The organism is Sphingomonas aquatilis (assembly GCF_014196115.1).
Classification (GTDB): domain Bacteria; phylum Pseudomonadota; class Alphaproteobacteria; order Sphingomonadales; family Sphingomonadaceae; genus Sphingomonas; species Sphingomonas aquatilis.
Window position 1 is genome coordinate 18,181 of record NZ_JACIDB010000007.1, and the last position, 16,406, is coordinate 34,586.

A 16,406-nucleotide genomic window follows, 5' to 3' on the forward strand; every position below is an offset into this window, starting at 1 on the left:
ACAGAGATTTACTGGGCCCAAAGCGATCAATCGGGCGCTACCGGCTCCTGCCGCAGATATTGGCGAAGCTGCGCATAGGCCGGGCGGTCGGCGATGGCTGAGGCCTCCCGCTCCATGTCGCGATAGGCTTCGAGGACGGCGAGACCCGTCGGCGATACCCGTGCGCCCCGTTCGCGTCCGCCGCCCTTGATCGTCTCGACCACGACCGGATCGAAACAGCGGTTCATTTCGTCGACCAACAGCCAGGCGCGGCGATAGCTCATGCCAAGCGCCCGCCCGGCCGCGCTGATCGAGCCGTGTTCGATGATCGCCTCCAGCAGGTCGGCCTTGCCCGGCCCCATAGCCAGTGCGTCGCCGCAGGCGATCTGAATCTTTAGCCAGAGGGGCCCGAGCTTCATCTTATTTGCCGATCATCACGTCGCTGGCCTTGATGATGACCGTGACGGCGTCACCCTTCGCCAGACCGAGGTCTGCGATGGCTTCTTCGGTGATGCTGGCGGTGACGACATTCCCGCCGCCGATGTCGACCTTGATCGAACCGTTCACGGCGCCCGGCGCAATCGAGACGATCGTGCCGGAGATCTGGTTGCGTGCGCTGAGCTTCATGATGACCCTTCGATTGGATGACCATCGGTTCTAACCGCACTGGTCGCCCCAGCCTATATCGTCCAGAGAACGGGACGAGAGCACATCCGCCGGCAGGAAGGCCGACGGTACACGTGGCCATGAGGCATGACGGATCGCGCGTCGGGATATCCGCGGGACTGTTACTCCGCCGCACCGGCGAATGCCGCACCTGTCTTGTCCTAAAGAGCCGTGGCTGCGATAGCCCTGCGTGGGTGCGCCTTTACCAGGGGTGCAGGCATGTTGCGCTGGTCGGGCCGCCAGCGCCGATGACCGTGACGGAAGGCCGGACATGACCGATCGCGCGCGCCGTCCCGTACCTGCCCTTTGCACCTCACGGCATCGATGCCGCCGCGCGGGTCTGCGCACAAGGGCTGCATGATCGGACGCGACCATCGCTCGACACGCGGCGATACCACCACCGGTGCGTTGCGACGGCGCCGGCGCACGCCGGTCTGGCTGTCGCTGCTGTGGAGGGTCGGGCTGGTCCTCGCGCTGCTCGGGATCGCGCTGGCGGGCCATTGGCTCGATCGTGCCGGCCTGCGCGACGACGGTCATCAACCCGGCCAGCTTTGCCGGGCTGCTGCTCGCCGGCTCGACGCATGGCGAGCATCTGGCCGATTACATCGCCGATCTGGCCGCGCACGGCGGCCGCGTCGCGCTGCACGAACGCGACGTCGCACCGGCGGAAGTGGGCCGGCCGCTGGCCACCCTTACTACCGGTCTTGGCGTTCGCCTGCATCGCGGCGGCACTGCGATCGGCTTCTGGGAACCGCAGGCGCAGCGGCTGGAGATCGGCGACCGAATCGTCGAGATCGTCCCCACGGAGCGCCTGTCATGACCGTCGCCGCATCGGATCGCCCCGACCCCGCCGGGCGCCTCGGCCGGATCGCGCTCTACCGCTGGTGGCGGCGCTCCGTGGTCGGGCGCGTCGATCACGAGGCGGTGCTGGCGCGCGTCATCGAGGAAAGTGGATGGAGCCCGCGCTTCGCCTTCATGACGATGATGTCGGCAGGGATCGCGGTGCTGGGACTGCTGCTGTCGTCGCCGGCGGTGGTGATCGGCGCGATGCTGATTTCGCCGCTGATGAACCCGATCCTGGGCTTCGGCTTCAGCCTGGCGCTGTTCGACTTTCGTGAGTTACGGCGATCGCTGAAGGCGCTGGTGATCGGGTCGGTCGCGGCGATCGCCTTCACCGCCCTGCTGGTGCTCGTATCGCCGCTACAGGCGCCGACCGCCGAAATCGTCGCGCGGACGCGGCCCAACCTCTTCGACCTGGCGGTCGCGCTGTTCGCGGCGCTCGCCGGCACCTTCGCGATCATCCGCGGGCGTGGCGACACGATCGTCGGCGTGGCCATCGCGACCGCATTGATGCCGCCACTCGCGGTGGTCGGCTACGGCATCGCGACCCGCAATGCACCGGTCGGCATGGGCGCCTTCGCGCTGTTCGCCACCAACTTCATCACCATCGCCCTGTCTGCCACGGTGATGGCGCGCTTCTACGGGTTCGGCCATCATCTGTCCCGACGGCAGAGCTGGGTGCAGACCGGTCTGCTGACATTGGTCTTCATCGTCATGGCGATCCCGCTCGGCATCTCGCTCAACCGGATCGGACGGGAAGCACTCGCCCCGCGCAGACGCGGTCACTGCTGTCCGACCGGTTCGGCGCGGACGCCCGCGTGACGCAACTCGACATCGATTTCACCGCCCGGCCCATCGTGGTGCGTGCGGTCGTCATCACGCCGCGCCGTTCGATGCAGAAGACGCGCGCGATCCAGGCCGCGCTGGCACAGCAACTGGCCCGGCCGGTGCGGCTGAACCTCGACCAGATCCTGCTCGGCGCAGGCGCCGACGCGCTCGCCGCCCAGCGCGAAGAGCTGCGCCAGGCGGGGGAAGCGACCAACACGGCGGCGCAGCATGTTACCGATCTGGCAAACAGTATCGCGCTCATCACCGGCGTCGCGCCCGATGCAGTGACGATCGACCGGGACCACCATCGCGCCATCGCACCCGCCGCCCCGCTACCCGGCGCCACCGTCGCGACCTATCGCATGCTGGAGCGCCGCGCCGCGCAGCAGAGCGAAGATTGGGACGTGGCGATCGTGCCGCCGCAGGGGCCGTTGCCGGAGATCGTCTTCGCCGACGGCTCCGACACGCTCGACGCCGACGCCGGTGACGCCGTCGCGACTTCGGCTTGGGCGGCGCGACGCTGGAACGTATCGACCCTGGCCGTGCCGGGTCTGCCTGCCGGCGCACCGCCCGCCAATCCGAATCTCGATACGCGGCGGGCATTGTCGATCGCCGCCGCATTGCGCCAGCAGGGCGTAGCCGCAACCCCTGCACCGGCTGCGGGTCGCCGGTTCGCCCTGACGCCCGCCGCAACACCCGCACCATGATCCCCAGACGATCGAAGGACTATTGATGGCAGAGATCGGACTGACCGAATTGGGAACGATGCTGATCGTCGCCTCGCTGGTGGCTATGGTATCGCGGCGGATCGGCCTGCCTTATACAGCGGGCCTCGTGCTGGCGGGCATCGGCCTTGCCTATTTCCCGGTCGGTGCCGACCTGCCGTTGTCGCGCGAGCTGATCTTCAACGTCTTCCTGCCGCCGCTGATCTTCGAAGCGGCGATGCAACTGCGCTGGTCGCGCTTTCGAACGGAGATGCCGCTGACCGTCGTGCTCGCCTTTCTGGGCGTCGCGATCAGCGCCGCCGTCGTCGCGGGCGGCATGCATCTGCTGCTCGGCTGGAGCGTGCTGGGCGCGGCGTTCTTCGGCGTCCTGATCGCCGCCACCGACCCGGTGTCGGTCATCGCCGCATTCAAGGAGATGCGGGCCGAACCCCGGTTGAGCATGGTCGTGGAGTCCGAAAGCCTGCTCAACGACGGCGTCGCCGCGGTCGGCTTCGCGATCCTGATCGGCATCGCGAACGGCGAGGCGCTGACCGCCTCTGGCGCCGCGCTCGCCCTGTTGTGGACGGTGGCGGGCGGCCTTGCCATCGGCGCTGTCATCGGCTTCGTCGTGCTGACCGTCGCGGGCCGCACCGAGGATCATCTGGTCGAGGTGACGCTGACCACCGTCGTCGCTTGGGGATCGTTCCTGCTCGCCGAACACATCCATGCCTCGGGCGTGTTCGCCGCGCTGGCAGCCGGGCTGATCGTCGGCAACCTCGGCCCGCGCGGATCGATTTCGGTCGCCGGCCGCCAGCATGTCCAGGATTTCTGGACCTATGCCGCCTTCCTCGCCAATTCGTGCCTATTCCTGCTGATCGGCAGTCATGAGGCGCACCAGCCCATCGCACTCGTGTCGCTCCCGCTTGGCATCGCCATCGTCCTGACGCTGATCGGTCGCGCGGCGGCGGTCTATCCGCTGGCGTTGCCCTTCGCGCGGTCGGGGCTGCGATTGCCAGCCACCTATCAGCATGTCCTGGTCTGGGGCGGGCTGCGGGGAGCGGTCGGGCTGGCGCTGGCGCTGGCGGTGCCGGCCACCGTTGCAGAGCGCGGGCAGATCGTCGTCGTCACGTTCGGCATCGTCGCCTTCTCGATCTTTGCGCAAGGTCTGACGATGCCGTGGTTGCTGCGCCGCTGGCGCCTGACCGGATCGGCCGACGCGGACCAGTGACGCACCCGGAACCCCGGATCGATCCCGGCGCTTGAACGCGCAAGGAAGGGGACGACGTTGACCCGATGGCAGTGGCTTATCCGCCTGCTCAGCCGCAGGATGTGGTTCAGGGCGGCACTGGTCTGCGCCTTCGGCGGCGCGCTCGCGCTGGCGGGCGCGTTGGTGGGGCATACGATATCGTACGACTTCGCCGCGAAGATCGGTTCGAAGTCGGTCGACAACATCCTCACCATCCTGGCCTCGAGCATGCTCGCCGTAACGACCTTCTCGCTGACCGCGATGGTCTCGGCCTACTCGGGCGCGACGAGCACGCTCACCCCGCGTGCCGTGCAACTGCTGATCGACGACAGCACCGCGCAGAATACGCTTGCGACCTTCCTCGGCAGCTTCCTGTTCGCGATCGTCGGCATCATCGCGCTATCGACAGGGCTGTACGGCGAGACGGGGCGCGTGATCCTGTTCTTCGGCACAATCGTCGTCATCCTGTTCATCGTCTTCACGCTGCTGCGTTGGATCGAACATATCGCGCGGTTCGGCCGCGTCGCGGATACGATCGACCGGGTGGAGCGCGCGGCGCTGGCCGCGGTCGACACGATCGCCATGCCGTTGGCCCTGGATGCACGGCCCGACGGCTCGCCCCCTCGCGGCATGATCGCGATTTGCCCGGAGACGGTCGCACGGGTCACTCATGTCGATATCACCCTGCTGGGCGAAATCGCCGAGGCCGTCGATACCGACATCCACATTCTCGCCCTGCCCGGTAAGCTGGTGGAACCCGAACGGCCCATGGCGCTCGTCGCCCGTACGTGCGACGATGACCGTATCGCGCGTATCCGCTCGGCCTTCACCCTGTCGCATCACCGGGCCTTCGACCATGATCCGCGGTTCGGCCTGATCGTTCTGTCGGAAATCGCGTCGCGGGCGCTGTCCCCCGCGATCAACGATCCGGGCACGGCGATTGCGGTGATCGAGGCGGGTGCCCGCGTCCTGCGGCGGATCGTCGATCATCAGGCCGATGTGTCGTTTTTGCCCGCTCGGGTGCATGTTCCTGCCATCCACCTCGCCGACCTGCTCGACGATTGGTGCCGCCCGATCGCACGCGACGGTGCCGCCACGATCGAAGTCGGCATACGTCTGCAAAAGGCTCTTGGTGCGCTAGCCGGGCATGCCGAGGACGCTCGTCCCCTCATCCGACGCGAGGCGCGGGATGCCGTTGAGCGCGCAAAGGCGGCATTGACGAGCAGCGCGGACCGGGCGGCAATCGAGCGGGCGTATGCTTCCTGTTTCGGTGAGGGTTGACCCACAAACGGTCGTTCGACGGCGATGTCCGTTCCCCGAGCGAGCCGCTCTTCGGCGCTGAGGGCGGCCGTTTCGGATGGATTAGTTTTGACGTGACCCCCGTTTCTTCATCCATCTGGAACTAGAGACCGGCCCTCGAAGGGACGGACGGAATGAGGCGGAAGCAGTTTTCGGAAGAGCAGATCATCGGCATCCTGAAGGAGGCTCAGGCAGGTGCGGTGGTGATGGAGCTGTGCCGCAAGCACGGGAAGTCGAGCGCGACCTACTATGCGTGGAAGGCGAAGTTCGGCGGCATGGCACCCGCCGAGTTCGCGAACCGTCCCAGCCACGGGCGTGAGGACAAGCAAGCTATTTTATTAACGGCCTAAAACGGGGAGCAGGTCGCATCTGACGTTTATTTCTCAATCCGATGAGAGGTCCAAGTCTCACCAAGGCGGGGCCGCTCCGCATAATAACTTGGCCTTACGGTCGGGATGTCCAGCATCAGGTCTAGATGACTTCTTACCTCTCCCAAGCCCAACACCAACGCATCGGCCCCGAAGCGGCTTTCCTCATCACAGTAAAACTGAATTTCACAATCCCTTTTTTGAACGAATAGCCGCACCGGCTACTCGTCACAAACGTAGGTGCATACGACTGACGCCCGGTTGTCCGGGAAGGTTTACCCGGCAAGATCGATCATCGCTGGCAGACTACGGCTTACGCAATGTTCGCTAGTGGCCGACACCTGCCAAGGGCAGGACCCCAAAACGGCCATTCACAGGCCGGTTCGATGTTTTCGACTTCTGCCGTTCGTTCTCCCAAAAAGGATAAGCAGCGGAGCCAGCTGGCGGCTTCAGAGGTCATCGATGGCGATTCGCAGCCGGGTAATACAGTCACGTAGCGGGTGGTATCGGTACGCCATCATGATAGTCTCGACGGATGCTAGCCAACTTTCTAACGCCGGCCTATCTACCGTTCGCGATAGCGTTCTTCGTCATGATCGGAATTGGCCTGATCGAGGCTGTCGGGCTGGGGCTTGGCCATCTCGACCTGAGTGCTGACGTCGGTGTCGATGGACATCACGGTGTGCTAGACTGGCTGGGACTGAGCGGCGAATTGCCAGTCCTGATCTGGCTGACCTCTCTACTTGGATGCTTCACCCTGACCGGGGTTGCCATTCAGCAGGGGGCTTCCTCTTTTTCCGGTGCACCGATGCCATGGCCGCTGGCTTGTATCGGTGCGCTGATCGGCGGTGTCCTCCTCAACATCGGCGCTGCTCATGGCCTTGCCCGGATCATGCCGGGCTTTGAAAGCAGCGTGATCTCGACGGACGATCTGTTGAGACGGCGTAGCACCATTCTGGAAGGCGCCGCGCGGCGCGGGGCCCCTGCCCGGGCCAAAGTCGTCGACCAGCACGGACAGGCCCATATCATCATGGTTGAGCCGCACGACGATACGGCCGTCATTGGGACGGGTGAGCGCGCGTTGCTAGTCCGCCGTGAGGGGCAGATATTTTTCGCCCTGGCCGAAGAAGATTCTTTTCTTCGATCGATCTGATACATGTGACGACTAAAAGGGGGGAAACACATGCCTGCATCGCTACTGAACGTCCTGATCTATGCAGGCATCGTGTTGTTTGCCTTCATGGTCATCGGCATCATCCTGACCCGTCTTTATCGCCGTGCGACCAAAGATGTCGCGCTGATCCGAACGGGTTTTGGCGGCGAAAAGGTGGTGCTGAACGGCGGCATCATGGTCATCCCCGTTCTTCACGAGCTGATGCAGGTCCGCCTGACGACGGTGAAGCTGGAGGTGTCGCGGCTCAACAAGGATGCGCTGATCACGCTCGACAAGCTGCGGGTCGACGTCGTCGGCCTGTTCCATATCAAGGTCAAGCCCGACGCGGAGTCAATCGCAGCTGCCGCACAGACGCTGGGCGATTCGGTGAACAATCCGGATGCGGTCAAGTCACTGCTCGATGGCAAGCTGGTCTCGGCGTTACGGTCGGTAGCCGCAACGATGACGATGGAGCACCTCCACGCCAATCGCGCGGACTTCATCCAGAAGGTGCAGGAAGCGCTACTCACCGATCTCGATATGAACGGATTCCACTTGGAGTCGGTGTCGATCACGCATTTCGACCAGACCGCCTTTGAGCATTTCAACGAAAACAACGCTTTCGATGCCGAAGGTTTGACGGTGCTGACGCGCACCATTGAGGAGCGCAAGAAGACCCGTAACGATATTGTTGCGACCAACCGAGTGGCGATCGAGCAGCGAAACCTGGAAGCCAACAACCAGTCGCTGGAGATCGCTCAGGCTGCCGAACAGGCGCGGTTGCTTCAGGAACAGACGCTTTCCGCGCGCCGCGCCGAACAGGCCACCGCGATCGCGACCGCCGAGGCGGAGCAGACCCGCCTCGCCGAAATTGCGCGGATCACGGCCACCCAGGCACAGACCGTGGCGCAGACCGAGGCGGACAAGGTGATCAAGACCGCCACGATCGCGCGCGATGGCGCGATCCAGACGGCGACGATCGAGCGCGACCGTACGATCGAGATCGCGCGCATCACGACCGCTGTGCAGACCGCGCAAAAGTCTGAAGAAGAGTCCACCGCGACGGCCGCCGCTAACGAGGCGCGCGCGCTCGCGGTCCGCGCCGAGGAAAGTGTCGCTACCGCCAAAGCAACGGAAATCGCCAATCGCAACAAGAACGTAGCAGTCATCGCAGCGACACAGCGCGCGCAGGAAGAGGCCGTTCAGATCACTGTCGCCGCCACTGCTGAGAAAGAGGCTGCGGAAGCCCGCGCGAGTGCGCTTCGCACGGAGGCCGTAGCCGAAGCCGATGCCGAAAAGGCGCGCGCCGAAGGGCGTGAGGCTGCCTTCAAGGTCGACGCGGCCGGCCAGGCTTCGCTGAACGAGGCCACCAACATCCTCAGCGATGCACAGACCGCACTCCTGATCCGCAAGGCTATGCTGGAGGCCCTGCCTGCGATCATAGCCGCTGCCAGCAAGCCTATGGAGAACATCGATCGGATCAGCATCGTCGATGCTCGCGGCCTTCACGGCGAGGCGCTGGCCGGCGAGCCAGGCGGCAACGGCGGTCAGGTCAACTTGGCAGATGCGGCAGTCTCCGCAGCGATGCGATACCGGGTGGGCGGTCCGTTGATCGATGGATTGATGGCGGAGCTCGGCATCGCTGGAGGCTCTCTCAATGGGATGCTCTCGGGGACAAGCGCTGCCGTTGAACCTTCACAGAGGTCAATGCCGTTCAACGGCGTGAATCCGGGCAAAAACGACCCCGCTTCAAAACCAGCCTGACCCGATTGTGTCGAAAAGGCCGTCTTGCAGTGATGTTGGTGGTCTGATTCAATCTCTGCGAGGCGAGCGGAGACGGGCCGATGATGGGCGAGCGGACAGTGGCGCAGGAAGCGCTGTTCTACAGCTTCAGCCTGGAGCGGCACGTGCCGGCGGACCATCTGCTGCGATCGATCGACCGGTTCGTCGACCTGTCTGGCATTCGCGAGGAGCTGAAGCCGTTCTACAGTGAGACGGGTCGCCCCTCGATCGATCCGAAGCTGATGATCCGGATGCTCATCATCGGCTATGGCATGGGCATCCGGTCCGAGCGGCGGCTGTGCGAAGAGGTGCATCTGAACCTGGCCTATCGCTGGTTCTGCCGGTTGGGGCTGGACGGCGACGTGCCCGACCACTCGACCTTCTCGAAGAACCGGCACGGGCGCTTCCGCGACAGCGATCTGCTCCGCCGATTGTTCGAGACGACGGTCGCGCGCTGCATGGCCGAGGGGCTGGTGGGCGGCGAAGGGTTCGCGGTCGACGCCAGCCTGATCCGCGCCGATGCCAACCGCCAGACCGGCGGGCCGGGCAGTGACGGCATGCCACCGGACGCCGACAGCCGTGCGGTGCGCGAGTATCTGGCCGTGCTCGATGATGCCGCATTCGGTGCAGCGACGCCGGTGGTGCCGAAGTATCTGGCGCCGGCCGATCCGGCATCGCGCTGGACCAGCGCGCATCGCGGGCCGGCCCTCTACGCCTACTCGACCAACTACCTCATCGACCTCGACCACGCCGTCATCAGGGACGTGGAAGCGAGCACCGCGGTGCGCCAGGCCGAGGTAACCGCGTGCAAGCGCATGATCGCGCGGGTGCAGGACCGCTTCGGCGTCTGGCCCGAGCGGCTGGCCGCCGACACCGCTTACGGCTCGGCGGAGATGCTCGCCTGGCTGGTCCACGAGCGCGACATCCATCCGCATATCCCGGTGTTCGACAAGTCCGCTCGCGGCGACGGCACGTTCGAACGCGATGCCTTCACCTACGACCATGACGACGACAGCTACGTCTGCCCCGGCGGCAAGCGCCTAAGGCCCAGGAACCGCAACTTCGCAACCGCCCGGGGCGATGTCGGCCAGGACGGCTTCATCCGCTATCGCGCGCGACAGCAGGACTGAGGCGGTTGCGCCCTGCGGGAACGCTGCACCCCTCCGCCTGCTTTCCAACGATGCTGCGCATCGCCGGAACCTTGGCAGGCTTCGCCCAACATGCCCGCGCGCAAGGTCATCCGCTCGATCCACGAAGGGGCTCGCGACCTGGCCCGCGACATCGCCACCACCGACGCCTACGTCACGTCGCGGCGCCAGCGAAAGAAGGTCGAGATGCTGTTCGCGCACCTCAAACGCATCCTGAAGCTCGACCGATTGCGCCTGCGCGGTCCAAACGGCGCCAGGGACGAGTTCCATATGGCAGCCACCGCCCAGAACCTCCGCAAGATGGCCAAGCTCATCCCGATGGTGAAACAGCCACTACCCGCCTGAGCCGGTCGGCACCCCGACTTCTTCAACGCAATCGGGCCGAAACGGCTGTTGGCCGCGATGACAGGTGGCATGGACCCCGCGGCGAAAAGGTAGCGGTAGGAAAAGATCGCAATCCCGACGCTCAGAATCGTCATACCGGCCCACGCGACCTTCTGCCCCCATGTCGTCGGAGCTGATCGCGTCGTCACGGGCACACAGCGATCCGCCTGGATCGCTGGTCGATCAGCAGCGTGACATGTTGCAAGGCGTGTGCCCCGACCAGAAGTTCCGGATAGCGATCCGACACCCGCACCTCCACGTCCGAAAGCGAGGCTGCGCCGATGCGGAACGGCCCTTTCACCATCGCCTTGCCGGTGCTGACCGTCGTGTTGGTCAGTTTGCCTTGGCCGGCCGACTGGAGGGCACCACCGCCGACACGATCGAACAGCGTTTTCGGCAGCACGAACGACACGTTGGCGCCTGTGTCGAGATTGCCCTCCGTCAGGGTATCGCCAATCGTCACCGGCACGCGGAAGGCCCGCTCGTACGACATGACGCCATTGCCCTCGCCGGAGAGCGCGACGGCGCGCGTGAAGGTGAGGCGACGAGCCGGATAGTCGATGACCAACAGGCCATCGCCGAAGAACGCGCGCCCCAAAATGCCGGAGAACGCCGCTTCTGGGCTAAGCTTGCTGCTATAGTCCCGGGTGACGACCTCGAGATCGCGTCGGACGAAGCCGCCGAGTGCAACGGATGCCAAGCGAACGGTCCGGACTTCTGACGTTGCCACGCCATCCGACGTATGGCCCGATCCGCTCGGGGGAATAGCCAGCGCGGCAACCAAGCCGGCATCGGCACGCCCCATGCCGCTCGCGCCCGTATCGACGGCGAAGACGAACGGCCCTTTTCCATCAACCTTAACAGTCACATAGATCCGACCATCGACGACGCGGAACGGAACGCTCAGAACCGCGCCAATCATTACTTTGCGCGCCAGGGAACAAACTTTTGGTTTGTCCGGCTCGATTGCGAAAGCGGGCGTTGCGAGACTGGCAATGGCGGTCGCCGCGACGGTCGCTGTCCGTAGAATGCTCGAGTGCATGCTTTCCCCCGAATATATGCGTATTGCCTATGTAATACACACGACGTTTTGGCTCTTCAACAGCGCAAGGGGGAGACGGCGGCGATGATCGACGGAAGGCGGGGGTGATAGAGGCCGCTCAGGAGACCCACAAACGGTCATGCGGAGCCTCCAACCTATCTATCACCCACGGACATTCGGTCTTTTGGTTGGTCAGCCGGCATAAGGGGCGGTCATGTCCGGTGCGGATGCACTCTTTATCGTCGGTGACGTCGTCCATCGACGTGCATCGTCGTCAGACGAAGGCAGCGGCACCGGGGCCCTATGGCTCACGTGTGTCCGAGAACCGATCGGTGTCGTGGCCACGGTCACCGAGCAGGCACGGCGCTTATGGCAGGTGTTTTAACAACCCTGCCGCGCCCGTGTGTTGCTAATCGAACCAGCGGTTTTCGAGAGACGCAGGGTACGGCCGTTCGCGCACCGGCGACGGCGTATCCTTGGGTGTGCATAGTTTGCACGACGCTTGACGATCAAGTTGCGCTTTGCCCGCTAGATCCTGTTGATCGCAGTCTTCGATACGCTAGCGCAGGAGATGCTGTGTGTGTCGGACCACGTCCAACGTTGGTTCTGGCGCCTGACTGTGCCGAACGCTCAATTCAATTTCGACAATAAAGGAACGAGGCGGTTCGCGGCGACCGGGCCCGTTTTTGCAGGACGGCTCGCGCCAATCCTCCCGTCGCGATTTATACTGCCGGTTAGGAGGTGACACATAACGGTCATCGGCCTGACCCGTCTTTGCATTCGAAGCACAACGACACTGCAACAAAGCTGCTCTAGCGCGCAGTCCACAGGCGCCGAGAGAGCCGCCCTTCAGGGACTGTGTCATCATGAAATTCGTTACCGCCAGCGCCGTTGCGGCGCTGCACGTTCTCTTCGCGCCTGCCGTTTCGGCGCAGGTCACTGCGTCCCAGGGGGATGCGGAGGTCAGTCAGGCCACGATGGATGCTGCTGGTGGAGATGACATCGTCGTGACCGGCACGCGGGAGCGCGGCCGGACGCAATTCGATACGCTGGCACCGGTCGACGTGCTGCCGCAAGCGCTGGTGCAGTCCAGCGTCTCGAGCGATCTCACCACCGTGCTGGCGCAGTTGCTGCCGTCCTTCAACGTGCAGCGCCTGCCCGCCGCCGACGGACAGGCGTTCGTGCGCCCGGCGACGCTGCGCGGCCTGTCCGCCGACCAGACGCTCGTCCTCGTCAACGGCAAGCGCTATCATCGCTCGGCTCTGCTGGGAACGCGCGGCGCGCAGGCCCCCGATCTCGCCAGCATCCCCACTCTCTCGATCAAGCGCATCGAGGTGCTACGCGACGGCGCGTCGGCCCAATATGGCTCCGACGCGATCGCCGGCGTCATCAACATCATCCTCGACGACCAGCCGGGGATGGAAGCCTATGGCCAGTTCAGCCAATATTATGCCGGGGACGGCAACACCTACCAGTCCGGCGCCCGCGGGGGCATCGCGCTGAACGACAAGGGCGCGATCGTCTTTACCGGCCAGTTCGCGCATGGGGAGGCCACCTCGCGCACCCGCCAGCGTCCCGACGCTCTCGCGTTCCAGGCGGCGAACCCGACGCTCGCGGTGCCGAACCCGGTACAACGCTGGGGGCAGCCGGACGAAGAGCGCATCAGCGGCGCGATCGACATGCACTATGACATCAGCGATGCGGCGAAGGTCTACGCCTTCGGTACGGTGCAGCAGGGCGAGGGGCTGACCGATTTCAACTGGCGCAATCCCAGCAACACCGGCAGCGTCTACAACGCTAGCAGCGTCTTCCCCGGTTTCAGCTTCCGCAGCATCTACCCGGCCGGCTTCACCCCGCGCTTCGGCACGCAGTTCGCCGACCTGCAACTCGTCAGCGGCCTGCGCGGCGACCTGTCGGACGCGCTGAGCTACGACCTCAGCGCCACGGCCGGCCGCAGCCGTATCGACTATACGATCGCCGAAACGCTCAACGCCTCCTTGGGGCCAGCCAGCCCGACGAGCTTCTACCTCGGCCGCCTGACGCAGCGTGAGACAAACCTCAACGCAGACTTCGTCTATCGCCTGCCCGTCGGCGGCATCGAACCGCTCAATATCGCCTTCGGTGGGGAACGGCGGATCGAGCGTTACGCGGTCGGTGTCGGCGATCCGGCCTCCTATGCGATCGGAGCGGGGGCCGCGACGGGTCTTGCCCCCAACGCCAACGGCTTCCCCGGCTTCGGCCCGCAACAGGCGGGCAGCTTCAAGCAGACGAGCAACGCGGGTTACGTCGACGTCACATGGCATCCGATCACGATGCTCACCCTCGGCACGGCGGGCCGTTACGAGGACTTTTCGAGCTTCGGCGACAAGTTCACCTACAAATTCTCCGGCCGGGTCGAGCCGGTCCAATGGCTTGCGCTGCGCGGCACCTATTCCACCGGATTCCGCGCGCCGACCCCGGCGCAGCTCAACACCCGCGTCGTGAGCCAGGGTCTCGACACCCGGACGTTGCAGGTCTTCAATCAGGGACGCCTCGCGCCAACGGACCCGCTTGCGGTTGCGCTCGGAGCCAAGCCGCTGCGCCCCGAAACCTCACACAACATCAGCGCCGGCCTCGTCGCGCAGACGCATATCGGGCTGGGCGGGACGGTCGATCTCTACCAGGTCGATGTCGACGACCGCTTCAGCCAGTCGGCGACCATCGCCATCCCGGCGGGCTTCGCCAACCCCAACCGCTTCACCTCGATCAGCTACTTCACCAACGATTTCAACACCCGGACCCGGGGTGTCGATGTCGTCATCACTTATGCTCGCGCCCTCGGCGGCGGTCGGGCCAGCGCGACGCTGGCTTACAATTACAACCGCACCACCGTTCGTAGCGGGACGAGTGCGGCGATCGCCAACGACACGCAACGCCGCATCTTCCAGGAACGCCTGCCCCAGCATAATGCGACCGGCACGCTCGGCTACGATATCGGTCCAGTCGGCATGATCCTGCGCGGCCGCTATTATGGCCCCTGGACCGACGTGACGGGCAATGCGACCGGCGAGCTGTTCCAGCGCTTCGGCGGCATCGCCCTCTTCGACGCTTCGCTCACCTATCGCATGACGCCGAACATCTCGATCCGTGGCGGTGCCGAAAACCTGTTCGACACCTATCCGGCGGAGGCGACCAATCAGGCCAATCGCGGCCTGATCTATTCGCGAAACGCCCCCTATGATACCGATGGCGGCCGGTACTATGTCCGGCTCGGATTGAGCTTTTGATGATCGATCGGCGCGAGCTTCTGGCCGGCGGGATGGCCGCCACCCTCCCCCTGCCCGCGCGCGCCGGCGCGCCAACGCATCCCGCCCCGGACGACGAGGCGTTCTGGGCGACCGTCGCTGCGGAGTATGACCTGCCCCAGGACGTCATCCAGCTCGAAAACGGCAATTGGGGCGCGATGTCCCGCCCCGTCCGCGCCGCCTACGAACAGGCCGTCGCGCGTGTGAACCGCGATACCAGCTATTACGCCCGGCGCGGCATGCTTGCCGACCTTGGCGCCGCCCGCACCGCCGTCGCGGCGGAACTGGGTGTACCTGCCGATGAGATCGCCTTCACCCGCAATGCGACCGAAGCTCTCAAGGCGCTGATCCTCGGCTACAATCGTCTGACCGCAGGCGATGCGATCGTCTATGCCGACCTCGACTATGACAGCATGCAGGCGTGCATGGAGAGCCTTGGGCCGCGGCGTGGCGTGCGCGTTCGTCGCATCGCGCTACCCGAACCCGCCACGCGCGCCAGCCTGATCGACGCCTATGCACAGGTGATGGCTGACGAACCGCGGCTGAAGCTCATCCTCCTCACCCACCTGAGCCACCGGACCGGCCTGGTGATCCCGGTTCGCGAGATCACTGCGATGGCCCGTGCCCGCGGTATCGACGTCATCGTCGATGCCGCGCACAGTTGGCAACAGCTCGACTTCGCGCTGCCCGACCTCGATTGCGATTTCGTCGGACTGAACGGCCACAAATGGCTCGGCGCGCCGCTCGGCATCGGCATCCTCCATATCCGCAAAGGCGCGCTGTCCCGCATCGACCGGGATCCCGCCGAAGACGCGAACGGCCCGGACACCGTCATGGCCCGGATCCACACCGGCACGCTCGATTATGCGTCCTGGCTCACCGTCCCCGCCGCACTCGCCTTTCAACACCGGATCGACCGTGCCGCCCGCGCCGCACGGCTGCGCGCGCTTCGCGACCGCTGGGTTCGGCAGGCGCGGGCGATCCCCGGCATCGAGATACTGACGCCGGACGACCCCGCGTCGCATGGCGCGATCACGTCGTTCCGGTTCAAAGGGGTAATCAGCCCGCAAGCGAACGCCGCCCTTGCCCAGCGACTGCTTGAGCAGCATCGCATCTTCACCGTTCATCGGACAGGAGCCGCCCATGGCGCATGTGTCCGAATAACGCCGTCCTTGTTCAATTCGGCGAGCGACGTCGACCGTCTGGCGCAGGCTCTGTCAGCCGTTCATTGAAGGCACGGGGGGCGTGTATCCGATGGGCTGTTGAGGCCGCAATTGATCGCCACACTGCCGAAGAATGACCGTGGTACTTAGCGATCGTAAAACGTTGGAGCATGAGACGGCGCTGATGGTGATATGTCTCAGAGCTTGGATCACATAGGCAGTACCAATTCGACTTCGCTGCCCTGACCCAAAAGTAAACGTTCGCCGTGACACCGCCACTGCGCAGAAGCGGACGTTTGGTCATCCGGTCTGGTGCAGTTCGAGAGCTGAGGACGCCGTACGTCAGACCCTCCGGTACGTACGAAGGTCAATTGCAAATAGCGCGACGGACCGTATTGTAGGCACAATACACCAAGCGATCGGTTATGTCATGACGTCCTCGCGAATGCCCGAATGAACCCGACACGGCGAACGATCCTGATCGGCACCGCAGTCGCTGCCGGCTGCGCCTCCGTGCCGG

Annotated in this window: 9 protein-coding genes and 4 pseudogenes; 10 read left to right on the forward strand and 3 right to left on the reverse strand. The window is 64.8% G+C overall.

The window, feature by feature from the left end; all coding sequences use genetic code 11:
- Positions 1–26 precede the first annotated feature (26 nt).
- Both GGR47_RS14080 and GGR47_RS14085 read right to left on the reverse strand, forming a co-directional pair.
- Positions 27–398: a winged helix-turn-helix domain-containing protein gene (locus GGR47_RS14080; RefSeq protein WP_147035938.1), complete on the reverse strand. Its 372-nt coding sequence runs from the start codon at positions 396–398 to the stop codon at positions 27–29.
- A gap of 1 nt (position 399) precedes the next feature.
- Positions 400–606: a TOBE domain-containing protein gene (locus tag GGR47_RS14085; protein WP_147035939.1), complete on the reverse strand. Its 207-nt coding sequence runs from the start codon at positions 604–606 to the stop codon at positions 400–402.
- 556 nt (positions 607–1,162) lie between these two features.
- On the opposite strand from GGR47_RS14085, the pseudogene GGR47_RS14090 reads away from it, so the two are divergent.
- The 8 genes and pseudogenes from GGR47_RS14090 to GGR47_RS14125 form a co-directional block, all read left to right on the forward strand.
- A pseudogene (locus GGR47_RS14090) lies at positions 1,163–1,465 on the forward strand (potassium transporter TrkA); the annotation flags it as partial.
- Positions 1,462–3,020, forward strand: a pseudogene (locus GGR47_RS14095) (DUF389 domain-containing protein). The pseudogenes GGR47_RS14090 and GGR47_RS14095, both read left to right, overlap by 4 nt.
- Positions 3,021–3,045: 25 nt before the next feature.
- Entirely contained in the window at positions 3,046–4,245 is a 1,200-nt protein-coding gene (locus GGR47_RS14100) for a cation:proton antiporter (protein WP_043060054.1), read from the forward strand.
- A 57-nt stretch (positions 4,246–4,302) separates the two neighbouring features.
- Positions 4,303–5,544, forward strand: a complete 1,242-nt coding sequence (locus GGR47_RS14105) for a DUF2254 domain-containing protein (protein WP_244305022.1) — start codon at positions 4,303–4,305, stop codon at positions 5,542–5,544.
- 152 nt (positions 5,545–5,696) lie between these two features.
- Positions 5,697–5,852 (forward strand): annotated as a pseudogene (locus GGR47_RS14110) (transposase); the annotation flags it as partial.
- Between the two features lie 703 nt (positions 5,853–6,555).
- On the forward strand, positions 6,556–7,083 hold the full coding sequence (locus GGR47_RS14115) for an OB-fold-containig protein (protein WP_246343074.1): 528 nt from the start codon (positions 6,556–6,558) through the stop codon (positions 7,081–7,083).
- A 30-nt stretch (positions 7,084–7,113) separates the two neighbouring features.
- Positions 7,114–8,847 carry a flotillin family protein gene (locus tag GGR47_RS14120; RefSeq protein WP_147035942.1) on the forward strand — a complete coding sequence of 578 codons (1,734 nt, stop codon included), beginning with the start codon at positions 7,114–7,116 and terminating at the stop codon, positions 8,845–8,847.
- 80 nt (positions 8,848–8,927) lie between these two features.
- Positions 8,928–10,358 (forward strand): annotated as a pseudogene (locus GGR47_RS14125) (transposase).
- 184 nt (positions 10,359–10,542) lie between these two features.
- Here GGR47_RS14125 and GGR47_RS14130 read toward each other — a convergent pair.
- Positions 10,543–11,439, reverse strand: coding sequence for an aspartyl protease family protein (locus GGR47_RS14130; protein ID WP_244305023.1), 897 nt, complete (start codon positions 11,437–11,439; stop codon positions 10,543–10,545).
- An 866-nt stretch (positions 11,440–12,305) separates the two neighbouring features.
- On the opposite strand from GGR47_RS14130, the gene GGR47_RS14135 reads away from it, so the two are divergent.
- Positions 12,306–14,705, forward strand: coding sequence for a TonB-dependent receptor plug domain-containing protein (locus GGR47_RS14135; RefSeq protein WP_183949571.1), 2,400 nt, complete (start codon positions 12,306–12,308; stop codon positions 14,703–14,705).
- The gene (locus GGR47_RS14140; RefSeq protein ID WP_147034891.1) at positions 14,705–15,955 is read left to right on the forward strand and encodes an aminotransferase class V-fold PLP-dependent enzyme; all 1,251 of its coding nucleotides are present in this window, start codon (positions 14,705–14,707) and stop codon (positions 15,953–15,955) included. The genes GGR47_RS14135 and GGR47_RS14140 overlap by 1 nt, the downstream gene beginning before the upstream one ends.
- The last annotated feature ends 451 nt before the right edge of the window (positions 15,956–16,406 follow it).

What these genes read in the sequence shown, in the direction of transcription:
- GGR47_RS14080 (WP_147035938.1), bottom strand. Translation starts at nt 398, where the DNA reads ATGAAGCTCGGGCCCCTCTGGCTAAAGATTCAGATCGCCTGCGGCGAC.
- GGR47_RS14085 (WP_147035939.1), bottom strand. Translation starts at nt 606, where the DNA reads ATGAAGCTCAGCGCACGCAACCAGATCTCCGGCACGATCGTCTCGATT.
- GGR47_RS14100 (WP_043060054.1), top strand. Translation starts at nt 3,046, where the DNA reads ATGGCAGAGATCGGACTGACCGAATTGGGAACGATGCTGATCGTCGCC.
- GGR47_RS14120 (WP_147035942.1), top strand. Translation starts at nt 7,114, where the DNA reads ATGCCTGCATCGCTACTGAACGTCCTGATCTATGCAGGCATCGTGTTG.
- GGR47_RS14130 (WP_244305023.1), bottom strand. Translation starts at nt 11,439, where the DNA reads ATGCACTCGAGCATTCTACGGACAGCGACCGTCGCGGCGACCGCCATT.
- GGR47_RS14135 (WP_183949571.1), top strand. Translation starts at nt 12,306, where the DNA reads ATGAAATTCGTTACCGCCAGCGCCGTTGCGGCGCTGCACGTTCTCTTC.
- GGR47_RS14140 (WP_147034891.1), top strand. Translation starts at nt 14,705, where the DNA reads ATGATCGATCGGCGCGAGCTTCTGGCCGGCGGGATGGCCGCCACCCTC.